Annotated in this window: 21 protein-coding genes; 5 read left to right on the top strand and 16 right to left on the bottom strand. The window is 48.5% G+C overall.

Annotated elements, in window-relative coordinates; all coding sequences use genetic code 11:
• Nucleotides 1–3: 3 nt before the first annotated feature.
• The 3 genes from gatB to gatC are packed head-to-tail and all read right to left on the bottom strand — an operon-like array spanning nt 4 to nt 3,210.
• The gene (gene gatB, locus MHH91_RS03655) at nt 4–1,434 is read right to left on the bottom strand and encodes an Asp-tRNA(Asn)/Glu-tRNA(Gln) amidotransferase subunit GatB (protein ID WP_014469865.1); all 1,431 of its coding nucleotides are present in this window, start codon (nt 1,432–1,434) and stop codon (nt 4–6) included.
• 13 nt (nt 1,435–1,447) lie between these two features.
• Nucleotides 1,448–2,905: an Asp-tRNA(Asn)/Glu-tRNA(Gln) amidotransferase subunit GatA gene (gene gatA, locus MHH91_RS03650; protein ID WP_013351299.1), complete on the bottom strand. Its 1,458-nt coding sequence runs from the start codon at nt 2,903–2,905 to the stop codon at nt 1,448–1,450.
• 14 nt (nt 2,906–2,919) lie between these two features.
• The gene (gatC, locus tag MHH91_RS03645) at nt 2,920–3,210 is read right to left on the bottom strand and encodes an Asp-tRNA(Asn)/Glu-tRNA(Gln) amidotransferase subunit GatC (protein WP_003155732.1); all 291 of its coding nucleotides are present in this window, start codon (nt 3,208–3,210) and stop codon (nt 2,920–2,922) included.
• Between the two features lie 421 nt (nt 3,211–3,631).
• Here gatC and putP point away from each other — a divergent pair, with 421 nt between their 5' ends.
• The gene (gene putP, locus MHH91_RS03640) at nt 3,632–5,110 is read left to right on the top strand and encodes a sodium/proline symporter PutP (RefSeq protein WP_013351298.1); all 1,479 of its coding nucleotides are present in this window, start codon (nt 3,632–3,634) and stop codon (nt 5,108–5,110) included.
• A 120-nt stretch (nt 5,111–5,230) separates the two neighbouring features.
• The gene (locus tag MHH91_RS03635; RefSeq protein ID WP_013351297.1) at nt 5,231–5,923 is read left to right on the top strand and encodes an MgtC/SapB family protein; all 693 of its coding nucleotides are present in this window, start codon (nt 5,231–5,233) and stop codon (nt 5,921–5,923) included.
• Between the two features lie 36 nt (nt 5,924–5,959).
• Here MHH91_RS03635 and MHH91_RS03630 read toward each other — a convergent pair whose 3' ends face one another.
• The 5 genes from MHH91_RS03630 to MHH91_RS03610 form a co-directional block, all read right to left on the bottom strand.
• The gene (locus MHH91_RS03630) at nt 5,960–6,955 is read right to left on the bottom strand and encodes a phosphotransferase enzyme family protein (RefSeq protein WP_013351296.1); all 996 of its coding nucleotides are present in this window, start codon (nt 6,953–6,955) and stop codon (nt 5,960–5,962) included.
• Nucleotides 6,956–7,191: 236 nt separating this feature from the next.
• Nucleotides 7,192–8,388, bottom strand: a complete 1,197-nt coding sequence (locus MHH91_RS03625) for a CamS family sex pheromone protein (protein WP_013351295.1) — start codon at nt 8,386–8,388, stop codon at nt 7,192–7,194.
• Nucleotides 8,389–8,403: 15 nt separating this feature from the next.
• Nucleotides 8,404–10,410 carry an NAD-dependent DNA ligase LigA gene (gene ligA, locus MHH91_RS03620; protein WP_014469864.1) on the bottom strand — a complete coding sequence of 669 codons (2,007 nt, stop codon included), beginning with the start codon at nt 10,408–10,410 and terminating at the stop codon, nt 8,404–8,406.
• Between the two features lie 24 nt (nt 10,411–10,434).
• Nucleotides 10,435–12,654, bottom strand: coding sequence for a DNA helicase PcrA (gene pcrA, locus MHH91_RS03615; RefSeq protein WP_013351293.1), 2,220 nt, complete (start codon nt 12,652–12,654; stop codon nt 10,435–10,437).
• Nucleotides 12,655–12,711: 57 nt separating this feature from the next.
• On the bottom strand, nt 12,712–13,401 hold the full coding sequence (locus tag MHH91_RS03610) for a heptaprenylglyceryl phosphate synthase (RefSeq protein WP_013351292.1): 690 nt from the start codon (nt 13,399–13,401) through the stop codon (nt 12,712–12,714).
• Nucleotides 13,402–13,596: 195 nt separating this feature from the next.
• Between MHH91_RS03610 and MHH91_RS03605 the strand changes: the two genes are divergently transcribed.
• Nucleotides 13,597–15,177, top strand: a complete 1,581-nt coding sequence (locus MHH91_RS03605) for an FMN-binding glutamate synthase family protein (protein WP_013351291.1) — start codon at nt 13,597–13,599, stop codon at nt 15,175–15,177.
• Nucleotides 15,178–15,212: 35 nt separating this feature from the next.
• On the opposite strand, the gene MHH91_RS03600 is transcribed toward MHH91_RS03605, so the two are convergent.
• Genes MHH91_RS03600 through MHH91_RS03590 form a run of 3 tightly spaced genes read right to left on the bottom strand, consistent with a single transcriptional unit; the run spans nt 15,213 to nt 18,289 of the window.
• Entirely contained in the window at nt 15,213–15,524 is a 312-nt protein-coding gene (locus MHH91_RS03600; protein WP_003155745.1) for a YerC/YecD family TrpR-related protein, read from the bottom strand.
• A gap of 2 nt (nt 15,525–15,526) precedes the next feature.
• Nucleotides 15,527–16,522, bottom strand: a complete 996-nt coding sequence (locus tag MHH91_RS03595; protein WP_013351290.1) for a DUF3048 domain-containing protein — start codon at nt 16,520–16,522, stop codon at nt 15,527–15,529.
• A 24-nt stretch (nt 16,523–16,546) separates the two neighbouring features.
• A complete protein-coding gene (locus MHH91_RS03590; protein WP_340976988.1) occupies nt 16,547–18,289 on the bottom strand; it encodes an adenine deaminase in 1,743 nt (580 codons plus the stop codon).
• Nucleotides 18,290–18,403: 114 nt separating this feature from the next.
• On the opposite strand from MHH91_RS03590, the gene MHH91_RS03585 reads away from it, so the two are divergent.
• Entirely contained in the window at nt 18,404–18,625 is a 222-nt protein-coding gene (locus MHH91_RS03585) for a YgaP family membrane protein (protein ID WP_013351288.1), read from the top strand.
• 30 nt (nt 18,626–18,655) lie between these two features.
• On the opposite strand, the gene MHH91_RS03580 is transcribed toward MHH91_RS03585, so the two are convergent.
• Nucleotides 18,656–19,894 (bottom strand): APC family permease, encoded by a 1,239-nt coding sequence (locus MHH91_RS03580; RefSeq protein ID WP_013351287.1) that lies wholly within the window; start codon nt 19,892–19,894, stop codon nt 18,656–18,658.
• A 145-nt stretch (nt 19,895–20,039) separates the two neighbouring features.
• Here MHH91_RS03580 and MHH91_RS03575 point away from each other — a divergent pair, with 145 nt between their 5' ends.
• On the top strand, nt 20,040–20,462 hold the full coding sequence (locus MHH91_RS03575) for an Lrp/AsnC family transcriptional regulator (protein ID WP_014471543.1): 423 nt from the start codon (nt 20,040–20,042) through the stop codon (nt 20,460–20,462).
• Between the two features lie 42 nt (nt 20,463–20,504).
• On the opposite strand, the gene purD is transcribed toward MHH91_RS03575, so the two are convergent.
• The 4 genes from purD to purM are packed head-to-tail and all read right to left on the bottom strand — an operon-like array spanning nt 20,505 to nt 24,947.
• Nucleotides 20,505–21,773: a phosphoribosylamine--glycine ligase gene (gene purD / locus MHH91_RS03570; protein WP_014469862.1), complete on the bottom strand. Its 1,269-nt coding sequence runs from the start codon at nt 21,771–21,773 to the stop codon at nt 20,505–20,507.
• Between the two features lie 14 nt (nt 21,774–21,787).
• Nucleotides 21,788–23,326 carry a bifunctional phosphoribosylaminoimidazolecarboxamide formyltransferase/IMP cyclohydrolase gene (purH, locus tag MHH91_RS03565; RefSeq protein WP_014469861.1) on the bottom strand — a complete coding sequence of 513 codons (1,539 nt, stop codon included), beginning with the start codon at nt 23,324–23,326 and terminating at the stop codon, nt 21,788–21,790.
• Nucleotides 23,323–23,910 (bottom strand): phosphoribosylglycinamide formyltransferase, encoded by a 588-nt coding sequence (gene purN / locus MHH91_RS03560; protein ID WP_014469860.1) that lies wholly within the window; start codon nt 23,908–23,910, stop codon nt 23,323–23,325. The genes purH and purN overlap by 4 nt, the downstream gene beginning before the upstream one ends.
• Nucleotides 23,907–24,947 (bottom strand): phosphoribosylformylglycinamidine cyclo-ligase, encoded by a 1,041-nt coding sequence (purM, locus tag MHH91_RS03555; RefSeq protein WP_014469859.1) that lies wholly within the window; start codon nt 24,945–24,947, stop codon nt 23,907–23,909. Before purM ends, purN begins: the two co-directional genes overlap by 4 nt.
• Between the last annotated feature and the right edge of the window lie 9 nt (nt 24,948–24,956).

Genomic DNA, 24,956 nt, shown 5'->3' with positions numbered 1-24,956 from the left:
TTTTTATCGTTTTTTGATTTCTTCAAGTAAGATCTTGTTGACCATCGGCGGGTTGGCCTGTCCTTTTGAGGCTTTCATAATCTGCCCGACAAGGAAGCCGATCGCGCGGTCTTTTCCGTTTTTGAAGTCTTCAATTGACTGCGGATTGCTGTCAAGCGCATCTGTGACCAGCTTCAGAAGCACGCTTTCGTCAGAAATTTGCACAAGGCCTTTTTCTTTGACGATTTTTTCAGCGTCGCCGCCTTTTTCAATTAATTCTTTGAAGACTTTTTTCGCGATTTTAGATGAAATGGTCCCTTTTTCAATCAGCTTAATCATGCCGGCAAGACCTTCCGGAGTCAGCGCGACATCCTCAAGCTCTTTTTGTTCGGCGTTCAGGTAAGCTGAAACTTCACCCATCAGCCAGTTTGACGCCTGTTTGGCTTCTGCGCCTTTATTGACCGTTTCTTCGAAGAAATCAGCCATTTCTTTCGTCAGCGTCAGCACCATTGCGTCATAAGCCGGCAGGCCGAGCTCTTCGATATACCGCTTGCGGCGCTCGTCCGGAAGCTCAGGAATGGTTGCTCTTACGCGTTCTTTCCATTCGTCATCAATGTAGAGCTCGACAAGGTCAGGCTCTGGGAAATAGCGATAGTCATCTGAACCCTCTTTGACACGCATTAAAATGGTTTTTTTCGTCGCTTCATCGTAGCGGCGCGTCTCCTGCTGAATGACTCCGCCTGACAGAAGCACCTGCTCTTGGCGTTTCTCTTCATGCTCAAGGCCTTTTTGCACGAACGCGAAGGAGTTCAGGTTTTTCAGCTCTGTTTTTGTGCCGAATTTCTCCCGGCCGATCGGACGGAGGGAAATGTTGGCGTCACAGCGCAGTGAACCTTCTTCCATTTTACAGTCGGAAACGCCTGTGTATTGGATAATTGATTTCAGCTTTTCGAGGTATGCGTAAGCTTCCTCCGGTGTGCGGATATCCGGCTCAGATACAATCTCGACAAGCGGCGTGCCTTGGCGGTTGAAGTCAACGAGGGAATAGCCGTCGCCCGTATGCGTCAGTTTTCCCGCATCTTCTTCAAGGTGAAGACGGGTAATGCCGATTTTTTTCGTTTTTCCGCCGACTTCGATTTCGATCCAGCCGTTTTCGCCGATCGGCTTGTCAAATTGAGAAATTTGATATGCCTTCGGGTTGTCCGGGTAGAAATAGTTTTTCCGGTCAAACTTCGTATCCGTTGCGATTTCACAGTTCAAAGCCATTGCGGCTTTCATCGCGAATTCGACCGCTTCTTTGTTTAAAACGGGCAGCACGCCGGGATAGCCGAGGTCGATGACGCTCGTTTGGGTATTCGCTTCCGCGCCGAATGGCGTCGGTGAGCTTGAGAAAATTTTAGATTTTGTTTTTAATTCCACATGGACTTCAAGTCCGATTACCGTTTCAAAGTTCACTTCATTTCACCCCTTACAGTTCAGGTTTCGCTTTATGATGATCTGTTGCCTGCTCAAAAGCATGAGCGACACGATATACAGTGCTTTCATCGAAGTGTTTTCCGATGATTTGCAGTCCGAGCGGCAGGCCGTCCGCAAATCCGCACGGCACGCTGATTCCCGGCACACCCGCGAGGTTGACAGGGATCGTTAAAATATCGTTGGCGTACATTGTGAGCGGGTCGCTCGTTTTTTCGCCGATTTTGAATGCCGGTGTCGGTGTTGTCGGTCCGACGATGACATCGTATTTCTCAAATACGTCTTCAAAATCTTTCTTAATGAGCGTGCGCACTTTTTGCGCTTTTTTGTAATACGCGTCATAGTAGCCTGAGCTGAGCGCGAAGGTGCCGAGCATGATGCGGCGCTTCACTTCGTTGCCGAAGCCTTCAGAGCGTGTCTGTTTATAAAGATCGATCAGGTTGTCCGCATTGTCTGTGCGGTATCCATAGCGGATGCCGTCAAAGCGCGCAAGGTTCGCGGACGCTTCGGAAGAAGACAGCAGATAATATGTCGCAAGCGCGTATTTGCTGTGCGGCAGAGATACTTCTTCCCATGTCGCTCCGAGTCCTTCAAGCACTTTTAAAGCGGCTAAAACGGATTCTTTCGCTTCTTTGCCGACACCTTCTCCGAGATATTCTTTCGGTACGGCGATTTTTAAGCCTTTAATGTCGCCCGTTAATGAAGAAAGAAAGTCCGGCACTTCGACATTGGCGCTCGTAGAGTCCATTTTGTCCGGGCCTGAAATCGCCTGAAGCAGGAATGCGTTATCTTCCACGGTTCTTGTGATTGGTCCGATCTGGTCTAATGAAGACGCAAAAGCGACCAAACCGTAACGGGACACGCGGCCGTATGTAGGCTTTAATCCGACGACGCCGCAGAAAGAAGCAGGCTGGCGGATGGAGCCGCCCGTATCAGATCCGAGTGAAAACGGCACTTCGCCCGCGGCAACCGCAGCTGCGGAACCGCCGCTTGATCCGCCGGGAACCGTATCAAGATTCCAAGGGTTTTTCGTCGCTTTATACGCGGAGTTTTCAGTAGAAGAACCCATCGCGAACTCGTCCATATTCAGCTTACCGATTGTGACAGCTTCAGCTGCTTGAAGGCGCTCCACTACCGTCGCATCGTAAATCGGATCGAAGTTTTCGAGGATTTTGCTTGAGCATGTTGTGCGAAGCCCTTTGGTCACGATGTTGTCTTTGACGCCGATCGGCATTCCGAAGAGAAGACCGTGTTCAGACCGTCCGTCAACCGCTTCGTCAAGCTCTTTCGCGTAAGCGCGGGCTCTTTCTTCATCAAGCTGCAAAAACGCCTGCACCTTATCATCCACGGATGCGATCCGTTTGTAAGATTCATCAACAAGATCGGAAATCTTGATGTCTTTTTTATGTATCATTTGTTTCAGTTCTGTGATTTTGTGATCAAATAATGACATACTGTCTCCCTCCTTTAATCCAGAATAGATGGCACACGGACATAGCCGTCTTTATGATCGGGAGCATTTTTCATGACATCCTCGACCGGAAGGCCTTTACCCGCTTCATCTTCTCTCATTACGTTCTTCATTTTCAGCACGTGTGTTGTCGGTTCCACGTTATCCGTGTCCACTTCATTAAGCTCCTCGGCAAACGAGATGATGCTGTCAAGCTGTTCTGTGAACATTTCAGCTTCTTCATCCGTAATGGCGAGTCTCGCCAAATGAGCGACATGCTTTACTTCTTCTATAGAAATTCGTGACATAAGATCCACCTCCGCATAATTCTCCGTTTCGTCATATAATACTGATCATATCAAAAACGAGCCCTCTAAAGCAACAAAACGCCGCCTTCTGAGGCATGATGAAACCTTCTCTATTTTATCCTAAATCGGGGAGAAAGAGAAACGAATTATATGTCAGAAAATTTTTACTTTTATAATTTATTGGTAGCGTTTTCATCTTTAAGCTGTTCTATGTTGGCGGGGATTTTTTCCTTGAATGGGGCGGGTTTCGAGAGTTGATTGATCGGGGATACTTTGTTAGGTTTAGTAACCATAGCCTGCACAAAATCATGCGAGCCGCATGTAATGATGACTAAAGGCTCACCGCCGGCGCAAAATTCCGGCACTACTAATCTACAGAGGTGATGCAACATTTACTTGAAAGAAGAGAGGGTCCAAAAACGTGAGTATTGAATTAATTATATCTCTTGGGATTTATTTTGCTGCCATGCTGTTAATCGGCTGGTACGCATTCAGGAAGACAACGAATATCAATGATTACATGCTGGGCGGAAGAGGACTCGGCCCGTTCGTAACGGCGCTGTCCGCGGGTGCTGCGGATATGAGCGCATGGATGCTGATGGGGGTTCCCGGCGCAATGTTCGCAACGGGCTTATCAACCTTATGGCTGGCGCTCGGTTTGACGATCGGCGCGTATTCAAATTATCTGCTGCTTGCTCCGAGGCTTCGCGCGTATACGGAAGTTGCGGATGATGCGATTACGATTCCCGATTTCTTCGATAAACGGTTCCGCCATTCATCATCATTGCTGAAAATTGTTTCCGCCGTGATTATTATGATCTTTTTCACACTGTACACATCGTCCGGAATGGTATCCGGAGGCAGGTTATTTGAATCGGCATTCGGCGCCGACTACAAATTCGGTTTATTTTTAACGGCCGGTGTTGTTGTGCTTTACACGCTGTTTGGCGGTTTCCTTGCTGTCAGCCTGACTGACTTCGTACAGGGAGCGATCATGTTTGCGGCATTAGTGCTTGTGCCGATCGTTGCTTTTACCCAGCTCGGGAGCGTTTCGACGACGATTGATTCGATCAACGCCGTAAACCCGAAACTATTGGATGTCTTTAAAGGCGCGAGCGTCATTAGCATTATTTCTTATTTGGCATGGGGACTCGGTTATTACGGCCAGCCTCATATCATCGTACGATTTATGGCGATTAAAGAAGTGAAGGATTTAAAACCCGCCCGCAGAATCGGGATGAGCTGGATGGCTATTTCAGTTGTCGGTTCATTGCTTACCGGGATTATCGGGGTTGCTTATTCTCATCACTTCGGAGTCTCCGTAAAAGATCCGGAAACGATTTTCATTATTTTTTCTAAAATCTTATTCCATCCGCTGATTACGGGCTTCTTGCTGTCCGCGATTTTAGCGGCGATTATGAGTTCCATCTCGTCACAGCTTCTCGTAACGGCAAGCGCCATTACGGAAGATTTATACCGCGCCTTTTTCAGACGGGAAGCGAGCGATAAAGAATTGGTCATGACCGGACGCTTGTCGGTATTGATCGTGGCCGTTATCGCCATTTTGCTTTCCATGAATCCGAACAGCACCATTCTTGACCTGGTCGGCTATGCGTGGGCAGGCTTCGGTTCGGCTATCGGCCCGGCACTCTTGCTCAGTCTGTACTGGAAACGAATGAATGAATGGGGAGCGCTTGCGGCGATGATTACCGGAGCCGCGGCCGTTTTGATCTGGATTACGACAGGGCTTGCCGCTTCAACCGGCGTATACGAAATCATTCCGGGGTTCTTCCTCAGTCTGATTGCCGGTATTGCCGTCAGCCTGCTGACCAAAAAACCGGCCGATGCTTCTTATCAGCTGTTCAGCCGGATGGAAGCTCTTTTGAAAAACAAGAAATAGACAAAAAGCCGTCAGATCTTATCCCTGACGGCTTTTTTCTTGCGCACTTGTCCTGCTATAAATACTGTGAGAAAATCATATCAATTTACTATAAGAAAAACTGCGGAGGTGCTGTGTAAATTGAGCTGGCCTATCGAACCGGACATTTTATTAAAGCTGGGCATTGCCACGCTGATCGGTATGATCATCGGTCTTGAGCGTGAGTTGAAAAATAAACCGTTAGGACTGAAAACCTGTATCGTCATCGCCGTCAGCTCCTGTATGCTGACGATCGTCAGCATTAATGCGGCATATCACTTTCCGAAATATTACCGTATCATGATGGACCCGCTCCGCCTTCCCGCCCAAATCATTTCCGGCGTCGGTTTTATCGGTGCGGGCGTGATCCTGCGCAAAAGCAATGACGTCATTTCCGGTCTGACGACATCGGCTATCATCTGGGGCGCAGCCGGGCTGGGTCTGGCCACAGGCGCCGGCTTTTATAAGGAGGCATTCGCAAGCCTCTTGTTTATCCTGATCAGCGTCGAATTTCTTCCGTGGCTGATCAGAAAAGTCGGTCCCAATCGCTTGAAGGAGAAAGATATCCGCGTGAGGATGTCTCTTTCCGACAAAGATAAAATGACCGAGATTCTAAAGGAAATGAAAAGCAAACAGCTCCGCATTCACTCGGTCCGGATTGACGATCTGCGTGAAACAGAAAATCCGATTATGGAAGTGAAAATCAGTGTCCATAAAAACCGCTACACCACTGACGTGTATTATGATATTAAAGAAATCCAGGGTGTCGTCGGAGTGAAGTGTGATACGTTATAAAAAACGCCGGACTGGATTCAGCCGGCGTTTTTCTTTTTATACGAGGGAGGTAAAGTTATATTCAGTAATCGGTGTTTTGTTTTCGATATCACGCCTGAAACCTTTCAGCATCTCAAGCTCTTCATCCCCGAGTGAGTCAAGATCAAACGCCTGATGCAATAATCCGTAGATCAGCATATGGCGCAGGCGGAGGAAATCCGGAATTTTTTCAAGCCATGCAGGATCAAGATCATTTTCTTCCTTGTACCCTTTCATAAAATGAGTCATAAACTCCTCTGTAAATGCAACCTTGTCTTCATACGGGATGACCGGATACCACAAAATATTGTACAGCAAAATACTGATATCATTCACAAACCAATTGTAGCCGCTGTCATCAAAATCAAATGCAGTGATTTTTCCGTTGTCCCAGTTGAAATTGCCATGGTGCAAATCGGCGTGCACAAGGCCGTAGTTTTCCGGGTTCTTCGGCAATTGCCGCAGTTCTTCCATTAAAGCATCCGCCCGTTCGAATACAAGATGCTGATCTTCGGGCACATATTTTCTTAGCTTCAGCTGCTCCTCTTCATCCCATTCTTGCCTTTTATATTTCGGGTCGCTCAGACTGTAGCTTTTCGTCAGCCGATGCATGTTCCCCGTATACTTGCCAAGCTCATAAAACAGAGACCCGTTCCAATCTGATTCCTCCACTTTGCGTCCGGGCGCTTTTTCATAGACTCTGAACAAAAACGCTCCGCCTTTTTCGTCCGGCACTTCTTCGACATCTCTGCCATTTAATGAAGGAATCGGTTTTGCTGCCGAAAGCCCGCCCTTTGTCAGATGATGAAGCCATTCCATTTCCCCGAAAATATATTCCGGTGTTCTGCGGATCGTATGCGTAATTTTTAAGATATAAGCTTGATTATCTTTTACAATTTCGTATACGTAGTTCTCTGCGTCCGCAATAAATTGAAACTTAGTAAATCCGTATATTTCACCGGCTTTGGCCAGCACCTTATCTTCCTCAAAAATCGCTTGAATATCTTTATGCATGCTGATTCACCCTCTTCTTAACTTTTGTCGGTGACGTGAGTACTCAGCAAATGTCATTCATCAACATTCCTGCCCTTCTTTTGTTCATAGCAGATTAGTAAAATCCGCCTATAAACGAATCTATTTTCCTGTTAATCCCTAATTATACAAATATCATAACATACCTCATCTCTCTCACCAACGATATACACAATAAAAAACCCTTGCTCATATAGACATGAACAAGGGCATCTTGGTTAATCGTAAATATGGACGGTCGGTTCTTTGTCACCCGCATTGCGGACGATAAGCGCTTCCTGGCCGTCTGATGAGGTGATGTTGATTTCGACATCGACTGAGCCTTTTGAATAATAATCCATCAGCTCACCCGTTAAGTATTGGGTAAAAGCGATGACTTCGCTTTTTCCGTAAAATTGCATCGGGATTTCAATTTTCATTTTTCTCATTTCATCATTTTCATACATCGCCGTTCCGACTACTCCGGTGTAGTTCGGGAAGTAGCTGTCGATCGCGTTTTTGAAGCGTTTAAACACTTCGGAATCGTCAGGGTATTTCTTTGCTGTGTCAGTATCAGCCGGATAGAACACGTACTTTTCTTTGACATCATCCCAGTTTGAAATGGTGGATGAGCCGGCTTTGACTTCTGTTTTCGCAATGTAATTCCCCGGTACGATTGATGTCTTCGGCGCTTGTTTATAAAGGGCGACGGTAATCGGCACATTTTTCAGGTTATCCATTTTCCGGAGACGGTTAACGACTTCCTGGGCGATTTCTTCACCATGACTGCGGATCGTTTTGTCGCTGAGCTCCACTTCCTGCTGCGGATCCCCTGTATTTTCGCGATAATAGTATACAGAGTTGAGAGCGAGACCGATCATGATACCGCCAAGCTGGATGCTGTTTTTATCTTTTCTTACTAAGTAATCCTGCTCAAGCATAGACGCTAAGTAAATCGGGCTGTTTTCGTTTTTCTCTTTTGCCGATCCCGAGTTTGGCAGCACCGGATTTAAGCCGAGATTCTGGAAGTTGGCGTCTGCTTTTTTCGCCTTTTTCAGATCACTGCCTTCTTTTTTGCGGTCAAGCCAGCTGAGTACCGTATCCTCATCTAAATACTGGCCTTCCTGATACAAATAGTCATCCGTCGGGAACGTGTCTTGGGCGAGCCGCATCAGTCCCGTCTCGAATTCATCGATGTCCAGCCTCGTATTCAGCCGGTCCGCGGTCAGCCCGCGCGCTTTTCCGGCCTTAAACGGAAGCACCATCTTATAGTAGGAATCAGAGATATTATATTTCGGTATGATCGCTTTTTCAGAAGACTTTGCCGTTTTCTGCGTGATCTCTTCCTCTTTGTTTCCCCCGAAACTCGGCGAACAGGCTGACAGCATCAATACTGCCGCCGTTGCCGTCGCCGCCAATGCCAACATCTTTTTCAATAGAAAACACTCCTCTTATTTCTTTAGCTCTCCCAATAGCTGTGCTTCATCCCATACTTCAATGTTTAATTCCTGCGCTTTTGTCAGCTTGCTTCCGGCCGCTTCTCCGGCAATCAGCAAGTCTGTTTTTTTGCTGACAGATCCCGTCAGCTTTCCGCCGAGCGCTTCAATCTGCGTTTTGGCTTCATTTCTGGACAGCTCTTCAAGCTTTCCGGTTAACACGATGGTTTTGCCGGCAAAATAAGAGTCGCTGTCCTCCGCTTTTACTTTTTTCGGGCCTTTATAGAGTGTGTTCACACCGAGCTCTTCCAGTTCATTCAAAAGCTCAAGCATTTCTTCTTTTCGGAAATAGGTGATGACGGCATCGGCCATCTTTTCACCGATTTCATCTACTGCCAGCAGCTCTTCTTCCGTGGCTTGTTTCAGATTTTCCAGGCTTTCAAAATGCATGGCGAGTGTTTTGGCCGCTTTTGAGCCGATAAAACGGATGCCGAGACCGAACAGCAGGCGTTCCAATGAATTCTCTTTCGATTTTTGGATGGAGCTGATCAGATTGTCAGTTGATTTTTCTCCCATCCGCTCAAGCCGGATGACCTGTTCTTTTGTCAGCTTATATAAATCAGCGACATTACGGACGAGATGTTCACGGAAAAGCTGTGTGATGACACGTTCTCCGAGTCCGTCAATATTCATCGCGTTGCGTGAAACAAAGTGGATCAGGCCTTCTCTGATTTGCGCCGGACATTCCGGGTTGATGCAGCGCAGCGCGACTTCTCCTTCAATGCGCACAAGCTCGCTTTCGCACTCAGGGCAGACGGTCGGCATATTGAATTCTTTTTCTTCTCCGGTCCGCTGTTCAATTAAGACATTGACGACCTCAGGGATAATGTCGCCCGCTTTTTTAACGACCACTTTATCGAGAATGCGGATATCCTTCTCTTTAATTAAATCTTCGTTATGAAGCGATGCTCTTGAGACCGTCGTTCCCGCGACTTTTACCGGTTCCAGAACGGCGGTCGGCGTAATGACGCCTGTTCTTCCGACATTCAGTTCGATATCGAGAAGTTTTGTCACGACCTCTTCTGCCGGGAATTTATATGCAATCGCCCAGCGCGGGCTTTTTGCCGTATACCCGAGCTCTTCCTGCTGGTCGAGCGAATCGACTTTGATGACGATTCCGTCAATTTCATACGGGAGGTCGGCCCGCTTCGCCTGCAGCTCCTCGATCATTTCAATTACTTCATCTATCGTGGCGCATTGTTTCCGTTCCTGGTTTGTTTTAAAACCGAGCTCATCCAGAAAATCCAGGCCCTGACTCTGTGTTTCCACACCCATTTCGTCAAGCTCCGCTATACTGTAGACGAAGATGTCAAGATTTCGTTTCGCTGCAATTTTCGGATCGAGCTGTCTGAGTGAGCCCGCAGCAGCATTCCGGGGATTGGCGAACGGCTCCTCTTCATGTTTCAGCCGTTCTTCATTGAGCGCTTCAAATGACTGTTTCGGCATGAACGCCTCTCCGCGCACTTCTATGGAAAGGTTTCGTTTCATTTTCAGCGGAATGTTGCGGATCGTTTTTAAGTTTTCCGTAATATCTTCGCCCGTTGTTCCGTCTCCTCTTGTCGCGCCTCTGACGAAATAGCCGTCTTCATAACGGAGAGAAACAGCAAGACCGTCTATTTTCAGCTCCACATTGTAAGCGACGCCGTCCCCGACAGCCTGACGGACGCGGCGGTCAAAATCGCGAAGATCATCATCGTTAAATGCGTTGCCGAGACTGAGCATCGGCGTGCCGTGCTGCACCTTTTGAAATGATTCAAGCACCGCTCCCCCGACCCGCTGTGTGGGCGAGTCAGGCGTTCTGAGCTCCGGGTGCTCTTCTTCTATCGCAATCAGCTCCTGCATCAGTCTGTCGTACTCGGAATCCGGTACGCTCGGTTCATCTAAGGTGTAATATTCGTAACTGTACTGATCGATGGTGCGGCGCAATTCATCTGCCCGGTGTTTCGCTGTTTCTTTGTCCATCATGTTCTTCCTTTCCTCTTCAGGTTACTGCTTTTCAATCGGCGCAAAGGCGGCCAGCAGCCGCTTCACGCCGACTGGGCTCGGGAATGCGATATCAAGCTCCGTGCTTTCGCCTTCTCCTTTTACGCTGACAACCGTTCCGGTGCCCCATTTTTTATGGCCCGCTTTATCGCCGACAGCCCAGCTGAGCGAGTCGCCGCCTGTTTTATTCGCGTAGGAAACAGGACGGGATACGGGCCCGCGTTTCGGCTGCATTTTTCTCCCCGGCTGCATGCGCGGGTTTTTCTTCTCATTTAGGTTCTCCAATAAATCGCCAGGTATTTCCCTGATAAAGCGGGATTCCGGATTCATATTGGTGCGTCCGAATAGGGTGCGCATTTTGGCATTCGTTAAATACAGTTCTTCTTCCGCCCTTGTAATGCCTACATATGCGAGTCTGCGCTCTTCTTCCATCTCAGCTTCTTCCATCAGGGAGCGGCTGTGCGGGAACACGCCTTCTTCCATGCCCATTAAGAACACGACAGGAAATTCAAGCCCTTTAGCGGCGTGCAGAGTCATTAACGTGACGGCATCCTTTCCGCCCGATTCCTCTTCCTTCTGGTCGAGCTGGTCAATATCCGCAATCAGCGCCAAGTCGGTCAGAAACGCGACGAGAGACTTGTCTTCGCTTTTTTGTTCGAAGTTTTTCGTCACAGAAAGAAACTCGTCGATATTCTCAAGACGGCTTTGGGCTTCAATTGATTTTTCAGCCTTCAGCATTTCTCTGTATTCCGTTTTATCGAGAATTTCTTCCATGAGTTCCGTAATGGACAGGTAATCCTGCATATTCGTCAGATTTTCAATCATTGCGCCAAAGCCGTCAAGCGCGTTTGCCGCTTTGGCACTGACGCCGATGAAATCAACCTGTTTGATCGCCTGGAACAGTGACATCCCGTTCATCGCCGCGTATGAAGCGATTTTTTCAAGCGAAGTGGCGCCGACACCCCGCTTCGGCACATTGACGATCCTTGTAAAACTGATATCGTCGTCCGGGTTTGACACAAGGCGCAGATACGCGAGAATGTCTTTAATTTCTTTCCTGTCGTAGAACTTTGTTCCGCCGACGATATTGTAGTTCAGTCCGGCTTTTAAAAGGGTTTCCTCAATAACACGGGACTGGGCGTTTGTCCGGTATAAAATCGCGATATCGGAAAGCTTCCGCCGGCCCGAGCTGTTCAGCTCATAAATTTTGCCCGCGACGAATTGGCCTTCGCCGAATTCATTGTCGCCGCTGTAATAAGAAAGCTTGACTCCTTCGTCATTCCCCGTCCACAAGTTTTTCGGCTTGCGGTTTGAGTTGTTTTTAATCACTTCGTTGGCCGCTTGCAGAATCCGCTTTGTGGAGCGGTAGTTTTGTTCGAGCAGAATGACGTTTGCGCTCGGGTAATCTTTTTCAAAAGAAAGGATATTCGCGATATCCGCGCCGCGCCATCTGTAAATGGACTGGTCGGAGTCACCGACGACGCAGATATTTTCAAGACGGGCAGCAAGCTGCTTAACAAGCAGGTATTGCGCTCTGTTCGTATCCTGGTACTCGTCTACGTGAATGTACTGGAATTTGCGCTGGTAAAACTCAAGCACTTCCGGCACACGCTCGAAAAGCTTAATCGTCGTCATGATTAAATCATCAAAATCGAGCGATTGGTTTTTCAGCAGTTTTTTCTGGTAATCGGCATACACGTCACTCGTGACCTGGTCATAGTAGCCGCCGGCCGTTTTTGCGAATTCCTCCGGTTCGATCAGCTCGTTTTTTGCGCTGCTGATGGAGCCTAAAATACTTCTCGGATCAAACTTTTTCGGATCGATATTCCGCTCTTTCAAAATCCCTTTAATAACGGAGAGCTGATCAGCCGTATCAAGAATGGAGAAGTTACGGTTGATGCCGATCCTGTCAATATCCCTGCGCAGTATCCGCACGCACATGCTGTGGAAGGTGGATATCCAGATTTCATCCGCGCCGGGCCCGAGAATGCTCTCGACCCGCTCCTTCATTTCTCTGGCGGCTTTATTTGTAAATGTAATCGCCAGAATATTCCATGGCGCGACGTGTTTTTCCGCCATTAAGTATGCGATTCTGTGCGTCAGCACACGTGTCTTTCCGCTTCCCGCTCCCGCCATCAGAAGCAGCGGACCGTCCGTCGTCTTAACCGCTTCCTGCTGAACGGGATTTAATCCGCTTAATAATTGATTGCTAATATAATTCATATCCGTTCACCGCCTATCAAACATATGTTCTATCATAAATCAAATTCGTCTGCTTGGCTACTTCGTCTTTACAGCCGCCACCGTTTTGAGCGCCTGATCAAAATCTTCATATACGGCATTTCCTACAACAATGACATCGGCATGGCGGCCGAACCGTTCCGCCGTTTCCGCATCTTTAATGCCGCCTCCGTAAAACAGGACGGACTTGTCCAGCACAGCTTTCGTTTTCTCCACCGTTTCTATGTCCGCCAGCATTCCGCTGTATTCCAAATAAAAAATCGGAAGATGAAGCAAATGCTCCGCGACCCGCGCATAAGCGAGAATATCTTCTGTTTCTATATGTGTATCCGCCTCCGTCAAAGCGGCCGCTTTACAATCAGGGTTGACGATGCAATAGCCCTCCGTCACGATTTCCTCCATGGACATCAGCTCGCCGTATTCTTTCATCGCCTGATGGTGCATGCCGACAATCCAGTCCGCATTTTTGCTGTTGAGCACACTCGGAATGAAATAAAGATCAAATCCGGGCACAATGGAATCAATCGTCGATACCTCAAGTACGCACGGCACTAAAAAACGCCGCACCTTTGACATCAGTCTCAGCACATTGTCCTCGGTGATATTGTCGCTTCCTCCGATCACAATGGCGTCAGTCCCTGATTCACAAAGCCGTTCCAGCTGTTCATCCGGTAAATCTTTATTCGGATCGAGTTTAAAAACGTGCTTCCACTCGTTAACATCGTACATGCGTTTTCGTTCCTCCATTCGTTTCTTGCCATTTAAACATTATAACAAATTCATTTGGCCCGGAAAAACGGAAAAAGACGTCATTCATCTGATTCATAAAAAAAGATGGCGCTCCGGCGGACGGGAAACGGCCATGTTTGAAAACAGACAAAATGTGGAATGTCAAAGAGAAAAAAGGCAAGGAGTCTGATTTCAATGGAACAAGCCATTATCGTACTGATATGTATATTGATTTTTATTATTTTAGTTCCCGCCGTATTGCTGCTTTGGATATACATAAGAGACGAAAAACAGGAAGAACATTCAGTGCTGCGCAATTATCCCGTAGCGGGAAAGCTGCGCTATATATTTGAAAAAATCGGACCAGAACTGCGGCAGTATTTATTCAGCAATGATAACGAAGAACAGCCGTTTTCCCGGAGAGAATATGAACAGACGGTCATGTCGGGAAAGTATAAAAGCAGAATGATGGGCTTCGGGTCAGAACGGGATTTCGATCAGCCGGGCTATTATATCCGGAATGCCCTCTTTCCGAAACAAAGGGAGGAGCTGCGCACAGATCAAACGCCGAAGATCGACACGATGGTATACAAGATTGACAAGGACAACCTGCTGAAACGCAGCGAACACCGCGAAAAAACAAAAGCGGATCCTTATTACCTGCATCCGGACGATGTACAAGTGATCGGCCGTGACACATGCAAGAAACCGTTTTATGTGAAAGGATTAATCGGACAATCAGCGATGAGCTACGGCTCACTTGGCGACCGGGCAATTACCGCCCTGTCAAAAGGGCTGCACCAGGCCGGAGGCACGTGGATGAATACAGGCGAAGGCGGCCTGTCTGAGTATCACCTGAAAGGCGGTGCGGATATTATCTGCCAAATCGGCCCCGGACTGTTCGGCGTCCGTACCGAAGAAGGAGAATTTTCGTGGGAAGAATTTAAGAAAAAAAGCCGTCTCGAACAAATTAAAGCCTTTGAATTAAAGCTTGCGCAAGGAGCGAAAGCAAGAGGCGGGCATATTGACGGTTCAAAGGTTACCGAAGAAATTGCCGCCATCAGAAATGTGCAGCCCGGACAATCCATAGACAGCCCAAACAGGTTCAATGAATTCTCAAATGTTCCGGACATGCTTGATTTTATTGAGGAATTAAGGACTGTCGGTGAAAAACCGGTCGGCATCAAAATTGTCCCGGGCAGCCGAAAAGACCTTGAAGATCTTATTTCCCGTATGAGTTCATCAGGCAAGCTTCCCGACTTTATTACCATTGACGGCAGTGAAGGGGGAACGGGTGCTTCCTTTCATGAGCTGGCGGATTCCGTCGGTCTGCCGATTATGACCGGCCTCCCCCTTGTTGACGGCCTTTTGAAAACATACGGTATAAGAGATAAGCTGAAAATTTTCGCATCCGGAAAGCTGCTCACTCCGGATAAAATCGCCGTCGCCCTCGCGTTAGGCGCGGATTTTGTCAATATTGCCCGGGGAATGATGTTTTCAGTCGGCTGTATCCGCGCTCAAGTATGCCACACCAATCATTGTCCTGTCGGAGTGGCAACAACCGATCCGAAGCTTCAGCGCGCGCTCAGTATCGAAGACAAACAGCACCGCGTCTGCAACTACGTGCTCTCCTTGCGTGAAGGACTGTTTCACCTTGCCGCGGCGGCGGGCATCAGCTCGCCGATTCACTTCTCAGCTGAACACATCGTATACCGAGAGGAAGACGGCAGCCTGAGGGAACTTCCCGGCCTTATGAATATGAATCAGCACGCATAAAAAAAACCGCCTGCCGTCATCGGCAGAGCGGTTTTTTACGTTGCTGAGGAGGATTCTCCTTTGTTTACACGGTCAAGCGCCATTTCATAGGCGTCGTTGCCATAATTTAAGCAGCGTTTCACCCGGGAAATCGTCGCTGTTGAAGCACCCGTTTCGCTTTCTATTTTGTGATACGTGTTTCCTTCGCGGAGCATTCTTGCCACTTCCAAACGCTGCGCCAGCGATTGGATTTCATTAATCGTACAAAGATCATCAAAGAAACGATAGCATTCCTCCAGATCTTTCAGCGATAAAATAGATAAGAATAACTGGTCCAGTTCTTTTCCGCGTAATTTATCGATTTGCATCGTCAAACACCTTCTCCTTTACTAATGGAAGCTGCATCGAGATCAGGCACGATATTAATCCATGTCTTTCCTGGCACAAACGGAAGAATCTCACCGCCTTTTACGGGCAGAATACGTCCGTCTTTATATTCCCAGTCTGACTCAATAACATCGCCGTGCTGAAGCAGGAGGCCCTTTCCCCCTGATTGAATATCGATGGCCCGCCTTCCATCTTTGTCTGTAATGCGATGGCCGGCTTCAACAATAAAAATGTTGTGCATGGCTAAAGGCTTTCCGGTCTCCCGGTCTGTCGCTTTCACACCATCAGAGCTTCTTGTATAAGCATCAGCTTTTTTATCATAATCGTATTCGACAAGATTTGTAACGTTTTGTGTTCCATAATCTATCCGAATATTGTAGGTTTCGTTTCCGGGTTTTGCGTCTGATGTCTGAAATGGAAGCGGTTTTGTTTTTTCGTTCAGCTTGTATCCCTTTTGTTCCGCCGCCTTTCTGATATTGTCATAAGACGTGTAGGAATTGTGGGGAGGCTTGCTGAAATCGGCTCTCCAAAACAGGCTTCCGTCAAAATCCAAACCGTTTATATAATCGTAAGCTCCGGACTCCAGCTGCTTTTTAGCGCCGGGACTCCAGCCATGATGGACAAATATGCTGTTAAATCCGCTGCTGAGGGTGACAAAATATTCCCTCGCGCTCCGCACAGGTCCGACCGTTTCCGGCATCTCACTCTGAAAAATCGCGAGAAACCGCGTAATCCGGCCCTCTGCCAGCGCTTCGATGACAACATCCGCCTTTGACAGCCCGGATTGGGGCCTCGCCTTCGGATGATTGTTCACTGCGACTGCAATCGGACGGCGTTCTGCAAGCTTCCGCTCAGTTTTCAACCCTGTTAAAGGGGCTTCCGCCTCTTTCGGCTGCACCTGATCGGCATCATTCTGCCGGCAGGCGGCAAGCAGCAAAAACGCAAAACAAAGCATACAAACGGTTTTCCATCTTTTCATATGTCGGCTCCCTGCTTTTATATTTTAACGCATTATCGATGGAAAGAGTACAATTTTTTTCATCACGTCGAATATTCCTCTCGGCGTAATGCGAATATAAGGCAGGTGTGTGCTCTGCAAAAAGAGCAGCGTATAGATCGGATCGCAGAATCGGTAGCCCCGCTCCTCCAGCAGAATCCTCAGTTTTTGTTCTTTCTCAAGCACCTCTTCATAATTCTCCGCAGATGCGGAACCATTTAAGGCGAGGGGAATTTCATGAAGAATTTTCCCGTTTTCGGCAAGCACGATTCCCCCGCCGATTTCTTTCATCCGTGAGAAGGCGAGCAGGATATCTTCCTTATTTTTTCCGACAGCGATAATATCTCCGGTTGTCGTGTAGGAACTGACAAAGCCCTGCACCCGCTCGGCAAAACCTTTCAGCATTGTATTGACCCGCCATTTTCCATGCTTATCGAGAAGCGTGAGATAGCTTTCATCATGATCAAAAGAAAGCTGGTCAACAGAATTATCAATCGCAATCATATACGGCTCCATAATGACCGCGTTGCGCATTTTCACACCCATCGGCATTGAAAACTGTAAATCATCCATCTTCATATCATATGAAAGCTCAAGAGGGACAAGACCGCCCTTTTTCCAATCCGTTTCTGTAAACGCCTTCATATTTCGGCCGTCTTCTCTCAGCAGGATGCCTTTGGATATCACCGTAACCGGGTCCGGATTCATAGGGTCATCAAGAATGTTCAATGAGGCAAGCCGTCCCGGGCCGACTACACCGAGAAAGTCGTCCATCTGATAATACTTCGCGATATTAAAGGACGCCATATTGTAAGCGTCAATCGCCGGAACTCCTTCCTCCAGAGCGATTTTGATTAATTCATTCGTCATGCCGCCTTTATAAAAAAGCGGCGACGCCCCATCCGTCGTGTAAAAGAAATGATCATAATGCCGGAAGCCTTTTTGATGGAGGTCCTGCAGAATCGTCCTCAAATCAGGGCGGATGGATGAATGCCTGAGCGACACATAGTAGCCCAATTCAAGCCGTCTCATCACCTCATCGCCATTCATCGCCTCATGATCGGAATCAGCGCCGAACAGTTTCATCTTCGTAAGTGTTTTCTCAGAAGCGCCGGGGAAATGCCCTTCGATCCGCTTGCGCAGTTTCTTTGTCGCCTGCATGCAATGAAGCATCAAGTCATCCCCGTCCATGAGCCGCGGCCAGCCGGTCAATTCTCCGCCTTGAATGACATCCGGGTGCTCAATCCATTGCTTGCGGACATCAAAAGAAAGAAGCTGGTCCTCATTCAGCACTTCAGTCTGCAGATCATATCTGGACCACCAGAAATATTGCACCGGCTGTTTTTTCAGTTCTTCTAATATGGTAAGCGCTTTCTTTTTTCCGCTGTGCAAAAGGAAAAACAAGTTATCATTAACAAACGTCGTTGTTCCGAATTGAGACACATATTCGGCGAGCGTTTGGGGATTATATATTTGAAAAGGATGTGTATGCGGTTCAATGTAACCTGGCACAATGTATTTTCCTTCACAATTTATGGTATGAATGTGCTCTGCTGCATCAGGAAGCTCATCACCGACATATACAATTCGGTCTCCGTAAATCCAGATATTCTTTTTCAGCCATTGTTTTAAAAAAGGATTTAAAACGAGAGCGTTCCGTAAAAGTAGCGTTGGAAGCAGCTTTGAGTCTACAACATCCGCCTGTGATCTGATGTCTTTATTTTTCCAGTTAAAGGTACGTTCGGACATTCACATACTCTCCTTCGCTTATATTAGACTCATCGTATCACATCCGCACAATTATCGCACGGTTAAAACGTTACAAATTATTGAAGATGAACGAAAAGTAAAGGAGCTGAAATAATGAAACCGAATATCAGTTTATTAAACGCCGTTATGCGAATCACTTGCGGCCTTACCATTTTGTCTGCTGCGTCAGCAAAATACACGAGAAAACCGTGGTGCAAAATGCATCTTTTCTGTATGATGATGGGCGCAATGAAAGCGGCGTCCGGCATCCTCCGCTTCTGTCCGGTAACATATATGTTCCAGGCTGGAATGAATCAGGATGACAGCCGCCAGTAAGAAAAATAACAAGCCGTTTCGGCTTGTTATTTATTTTCTCCTGTTATAAAAGAGTCCGGCGAGTCCGAGAAGGATCGGATAACAGAAAGCCCAGCCGCTGAAGCTGTATATGCCGATACAAAGTCCGAGTGACGCCAGCGCGGACCACCAGCCGATACCGAAGCGGCGCAGCAGCTTGAGCCCGGCCGCCATCGTAATGACGTATGAAGCGATAAATGCGGCACTCGGGCCCTTCAGCAGCACTTCAGGATTGAGCTGAAACACCCATTGAATCAAAAGCACCGTAAAAAATATGGCGCCGAGCGTCGTCAGCACACGCACAGGGGTGCGGTTTTTTTGATGCAGCCGGTCAAAGTATTTCGGAATATGCCCTTCCCGCGACATCGCATACACCATTCTTGAAAAGCCCGCAATATTGGCATGAACGGTGCTGAATGTAATAAACAGCGCCAGACATGCGGTTATGTATACTCCCGTCCGCCCCGTTCCGTTTGCCATCAGCAAATTGAGAGACGCGATGCCTTTTTCGTCTCCGTAAGCATGGGTTCCGACCGTAACATAAGCAGTCAGCGTATATAACAGTCCCACACACGCGGCAGCCGCAAACAGGCTGATCGGAATATCCCTTTTCGGATGTTTAAACTCTTCGGCAAGCGGCGTAATCATTTCCCAGCCGACAAAGGAGAAAAAGATCATAACTGCGGCCGAGCCTGCGGCATGCCATCCGTGCGGGAGAAACGGATGAAAAGAGCCGGACGTGACATGCGGCAGTGAAACGGCAACAGCCGCGGCTAACAACAATATAATCAAACAAATGATCAGCGTGCCGATCCCTGCGGATAGCTGAAGCCCTCTTAAATGAAGAAACAGAGATAAAGCAAGCATCGCTGCCGCAATCAATGTAACGGCACCCGCACCCGCTCCGGTGACGCTTGTGATGTACTGAGCACCGGTCAGCGCGATAATCGGGACGCCGATCGGAACTGATCCAAGCATGATCCAGCCTGAAACCGCTCCGGCCTTTTTCTGAAAAGCAAGTTCCGCATATGCTGTAATCCCTCCTGCACTCGGCACTTTCTGCACCAAGGCGGAGAGTGTCCCCACAATCGGAAAAGCCGCCAATGACATTAAAAGCCAAGCAGCGAGCGAAGCAGGCCCCGCTGTATTTGCCGCAACAGAAGGCAGAATTAAAATCCCGCACCCCAAAACAGCCCCTATCGTCAATGCGGTTCCCTGCACCCATGTGAGAGAGCGGCGCAGCGTATTCATGGTGATTCCCCCTTTTTGAAAAGCTGGCTTTATTATAAAGAAAGAAAACGGTCTTCCATATGCTACAATTAAGCAAAAACGGTTTCTTTCATTTAAAAATAAAGGAATTACAGGAAGATCACTTAAAATGAAAAGGGGCAGCCTTATGGACCAAACAGACTTACATATTTTATCGCATTTGCAGAAAAACGCCCGGCTGACAATGGTGGAGCTCGGCAAGCTTGTCGGGCTCAGCTCTCCAAGCGCCGCTGAACGGGTCAAAAAACTTGAAGAAAAAGGCGTGATCACGGGCTACGGCGCCAATATCAATTTTGAGAAACTGAATAAGCACGTTACGGCTTTTATCCTGATGGAACCGAGAAACTGCAAGCATTATGCCGCATTTGCCGGCAAGCATCCGGATGTTATAGAGAACCACAGAATCACCGGCATGTACAGCTACATCACAAAAGTCGTGACAGAATCCGTCCATACGCTGGAAGACTTTATCGATGAATGCATGTCACACGGCAAGCCGACAACCTTGGTCGTCCTGTCTTCCTCAGCCTTTGAAGGCGCCCTTACGTAAAAAGAAACCCCCCGCATCTTCATGACGCGGGGGTTTTCCTCATTATCGCAGCGATGCTTTCAGCGCACGGACGCCGATATCGCTTCTGTAAAACAGTCCGGGTTTTGTCAGACCGGAAACGGCGCTGTACACTTTATCTCTCGCCTCTTCAAATGTCTCAGCAAATGCCGTGACATTGGCGACCCGGCCGCCGTTTGTGACAAATTGATCGCCGTCTTTTTTCGTTCCGGCATGAAAAACGGCGATCCCGTCTTCAGCGGATGTCAAACTGCCGATCGGTGTCCCTTTCGCATAGCCTTCAGGATAGCCCTCAGAAGCCAGCACAACGCTGACAGCGGCCGTATCCTTCCACCTTAGGTCAACATCCTTCTCATGAAGCAGATCCAAAAGCACCTGAATGAGGTCTGATTCCATTCTCGGCACCACAACCTGTGTTTCCGGATCACCGAAGCGCGCGTTGAATTCAATGACTTTTGATCCGTTTTCCGTCAGAATCAGCCCCGCGTACAGCACGCCTGTGAAGGAGCGTCCCTCTTTCACCATAGCTTTTGCCGCCGGCTTCACAATCGTTTCGACAGCGCTTTTGACGATGTCATCGGAAATGTGCGGCACCGGTGAGTAGGCGCCCATTCCGCCCGTATTCGGCCCTTTGTCTCCGTCGAAGGCGCGTTTATGGTCTTGGGCGATCACCATCGGATAGACGGTCTCCCCTTTTACAAACGCCATTAAGGAAAATTCTTCACCGGCGAGAAATTCTTCAATGACCACGGATGCGCTCGCCTCGCCGAATTTCTCATCCTCGAGAAAATCATGAAGGCATTCAATCGCTTCCTCTTCCGTCATCGCGACCGTCACACCTTTTCCGGCGGCAAGCCCGTCCGCTTTAATGACAATCGGCGCGCCTTTCTGCTGCACATATGCTTTCGCCTCTTCAAATGAAGTAAACGTCTCATACTCCGCCGTCGGTATACCGTATTTTTTCATTAAATCCTTCGCAAACTGTTTGCTTCCTTCAATGATTGCCGCTTGTTCGGACGGCCCGAAAACAAGGAGTCCGGCTTTTTCAAACTCGTCCGCTATCCCTTCAATGAGAGGAACCTCGGGACCGATAATCGTCAGGCCGACATGATGTTCTTTCGCAAAGGCAATGAGTCCGGCATGATCGCTTTCTTCGATGCTGACCAGCGTCGCGCAGTCTGCCATACCGTCATTTCCGGGCGCGGCGTACACCGTGTCAGTAAGCGGACTTTGCGCCGCTTTCCAAGCCAATGTATGCTCTCTGCCGCCTTTACCGATAATCAATACATTCACGCTTCGTTCCTCCCTTAATGTTTGAAATGTCTGATGCCTGTGAAGACCATGGCGATGCCGTATTCATCCGCTTTTTTAATTGAATCTTCGTCGCGGACCGATCCGCCGGGCTGGATGATCGCCGTGACGCCCGCTTTTGCGGCTTCTTCGACTGTATCCGGCATCGGGAAAAACGCGTCTGATCCGAGCGCGCTGCCTTTTGCTTTTTCTCCGGCCTGCTCGATGGCGATTTTGGCCGAACCGACGCGATTCATCTGTCCTGCACCCACACCGACCGTCATATGGTCTTTTGCAAGAACGATCGCGTTTGATTTCACGTGTTTGACGACTTTCCAAGCCAGCTTCAGATCTTCCCACTCCTGCTCGCTCGGCTCTCTTTTTGTCGGAATGCTGATTTTTGCGTCATCAAATCCGTGCACGTCTAAATCTTGAATCAAAAGGCCGCCCTGTACGGAAGTCAGCTGTTTTTCTTTCTTCCCTGCTGCATTCACGTCAAGCGTGAGCAGACGAAGGTTTTTCTTCGACGTCAGCACATTCAGCGCTTCTTCACTGAAAGAAGGGGCGATGATGATTTCTAAAAAGATGCCGTGAAGGGCTTCGGCCGTTGCCTGATCAACTTCACGGTTGAGCGCGATGATGCCGCCGAAAATGGACGTTTTGTCCGCTTCATACGCTTTATTGAACGCTTCCTCAATTGTGGCTCCCGTACCGACTCCGCATGGGTTCATATGTTTAACGGCAACAGCGGCGGGTTCTGTAAATTCCCGGACGATTTGAACGGCCGCATCCGCGTCTTTAATGTTGTTGTAAGAAAGCTCTTTGCCGTGAAGCTGTTTTGCCGCCGCAATGGAACCGGAGACAGGCAGTGCGCTTTGGTAGAAAACAGCCTCTTGGTGAGGGTTTTCGCCGTAGCGGAGCGATTGTTTTTTCTCAAATGTAACGGTGAATTGCTCAGGGTCTTTCTCACCGGCCTCGTGTGTTAAGTAATCAGCAATTAATGCGTCGTATGCCGCGGTGTGGCGGAATACTTTGGCCGCAAGCTCGCGTTTTCTTTTAAGCGAAACGCCGCCGTATTCTTTAATCTCATTGAGCACGGAGCTGTAATCGGCCGGGTCCGTGATGACCGTCACATCCTGATGGTTTTTCGATGCGGCGCGCAGCATGCCGGGACCGCCGATATCAATGTTTTCTATCGCTTCATCGTATGTTACGTCTTCTTTTGAAATCGTTTCTTTAAACGGGTAAAGGTTGACGACCACAAGATCAATGGGTGCAATGCCGTGTTCATTGATCTGCGCCATATGCTCTTCATTGTCTCTTACGGCAAGCAGGCCGCCGTGAATATTAGGATGGAGCGTTTTTAACCGTCCGTCCATAATTTCAGGAAATCCAGTCACTTCCGAAATGCCGATGACATCCACACCGTTTTCCTGGAGAAGTTTTTTTGTTCCTCCGGTCGAAATGACTTCGACGCCGAGCTCTGTCAGTTCCTTTACGAAAGGTACAAGATTTGTTTTATCAGAAACACTGATTAGTGCGCGTTTGATTGTCATGCCTTTTCACCTCTGTTATTTAGTCCCAGCAGCTGTTTCACAACGCTCGGATACCATTTGTGCTCAAGCTCGTGTATTGTATGTTCCATATCTTCAAGCGTATCGTTTTCCTGTATCTCGAATGCTTTTTGCGCGATAATCGGTCCGGTGTCCATGCCTTCGTCGACGTAATGAACGGTAATGCCCGCCACTTTCACACCGGCACGATGCGCTTGTCCGACAGCGTCAATGCCCGGAAACGCCGGGAGAAGCGACGGATGTATATTGATAATCCTGCCTCCGTATGCTTCAAGCAGCGTATCTCCGATCAGTCTCATATAGCCGGCGAGAACGATTAATTCAACCCCGTGAAGGCGAAGCTGCTCAATAATGGCCCGTTCAAAGGCGGCCTTGTTTTCAAAAGCTGACGGTTCAAAGGCGAATGACGGGATTTGTAAAGCCTCGGCCCTTTCCACCGCCTTCGCCTGAGGCTTGTCCGTCACGAGAAGCGATAGCTCCGCGTCCCACTTCTCTTCTCTCATGCGTTTGGCAATGGCCTCGAAGTTCGATCCGTTTCCTGAAGCAAATACTGCAAATTTTTTCATGAAAGAGCCGCACCGCCGAAAGAAATGCCTTCGCCCTGCTTGACCCGCCCGATCAAATAAGCCTTCTCGCCCTTAGCTTCAAGCGTGTCGATGACGTCTGTCAGGTTTTCTTCTTTAACGGCAAGGACAAAACCGATGCCCATGTTAAAGACGTTGAACATTTCTTCTTCTTTCAGCTTGCCGTGCTCCTGCAAAAACGGAAAAATCGGCGGGATCGGCCATGACCCGTGATCAATTTCCGCGCTCAATCCGTCCGGCAGCATCCGCGGAATGTTCTCGATGAATCCTCCGCCTGTCACATGCGCCATGCCGTCCACCTTACCGCTTTTCACCGCTTCAAGCACCGGCTTCACATATATTCTCGTCGGTTCCAGCAATTCTTCTCCGAGCGGCCGCGCGAAGGGTTCATAGACAGTATCCAAATCAAGTCCGCCGTCATCAAGAAGCACCTTTCTCACAAGGGAAAATCCGTTGCTGTGAAGGCCGCTTGAAGTAAGTCCGATTAAGAGATGCCCCTCTTCGATATGTTCACCGGTGACGATTTCGTCTTTTTCCGCGACTCCGACTGAAAAGCCGGCAATATCGTATTCATCAGCCGTATAGAGCCCCGGCATTTCCGCCGTCTCACCGCCGATAAGCGCTGATCCTGACTGCTCGCAGCCATCTGCCACGCCCTGAACGATCTGCTCAATTTTTACCGGATCGGCCTTGCCGACTGCTAAATAATCAAGGAAAAACAGCGGCTCCGCTCCTTGGGCGAGCACATCATTTACACACATCGCCACCGCATCTACGCCGATCGTGTCATGCTTATCCATTGAAAAAGCGAGTTTCAGCTTGGTGCCGACACCGTCTGTTCCGGAAATTAAAACAGGCTTTTGATACGGGAGCTCTGACAGATCAAACATTCCGCCAAAACCGCCCAAGCTTCCCATAACGCCGAGCCTTTTCGTGCGCTCCACATGTTTTTTCATTCGTTTGACGGCTTCATATCCGGCTTCAATGTCAACTCCGGCATTTTTATAAGCATCAGACATCCCTATCAC

Origin of the sequence: Bacillus sp. FSL K6-2819, from assembly GCF_038008305.1 — a bacterium.
Taxonomy (GTDB): domain Bacteria; phylum Bacillota; class Bacilli; order Bacillales; family Bacillaceae; genus Bacillus; species Bacillus amyloliquefaciens.
This window is presented reverse-complemented; position numbering and strand designations above follow the sequence as displayed.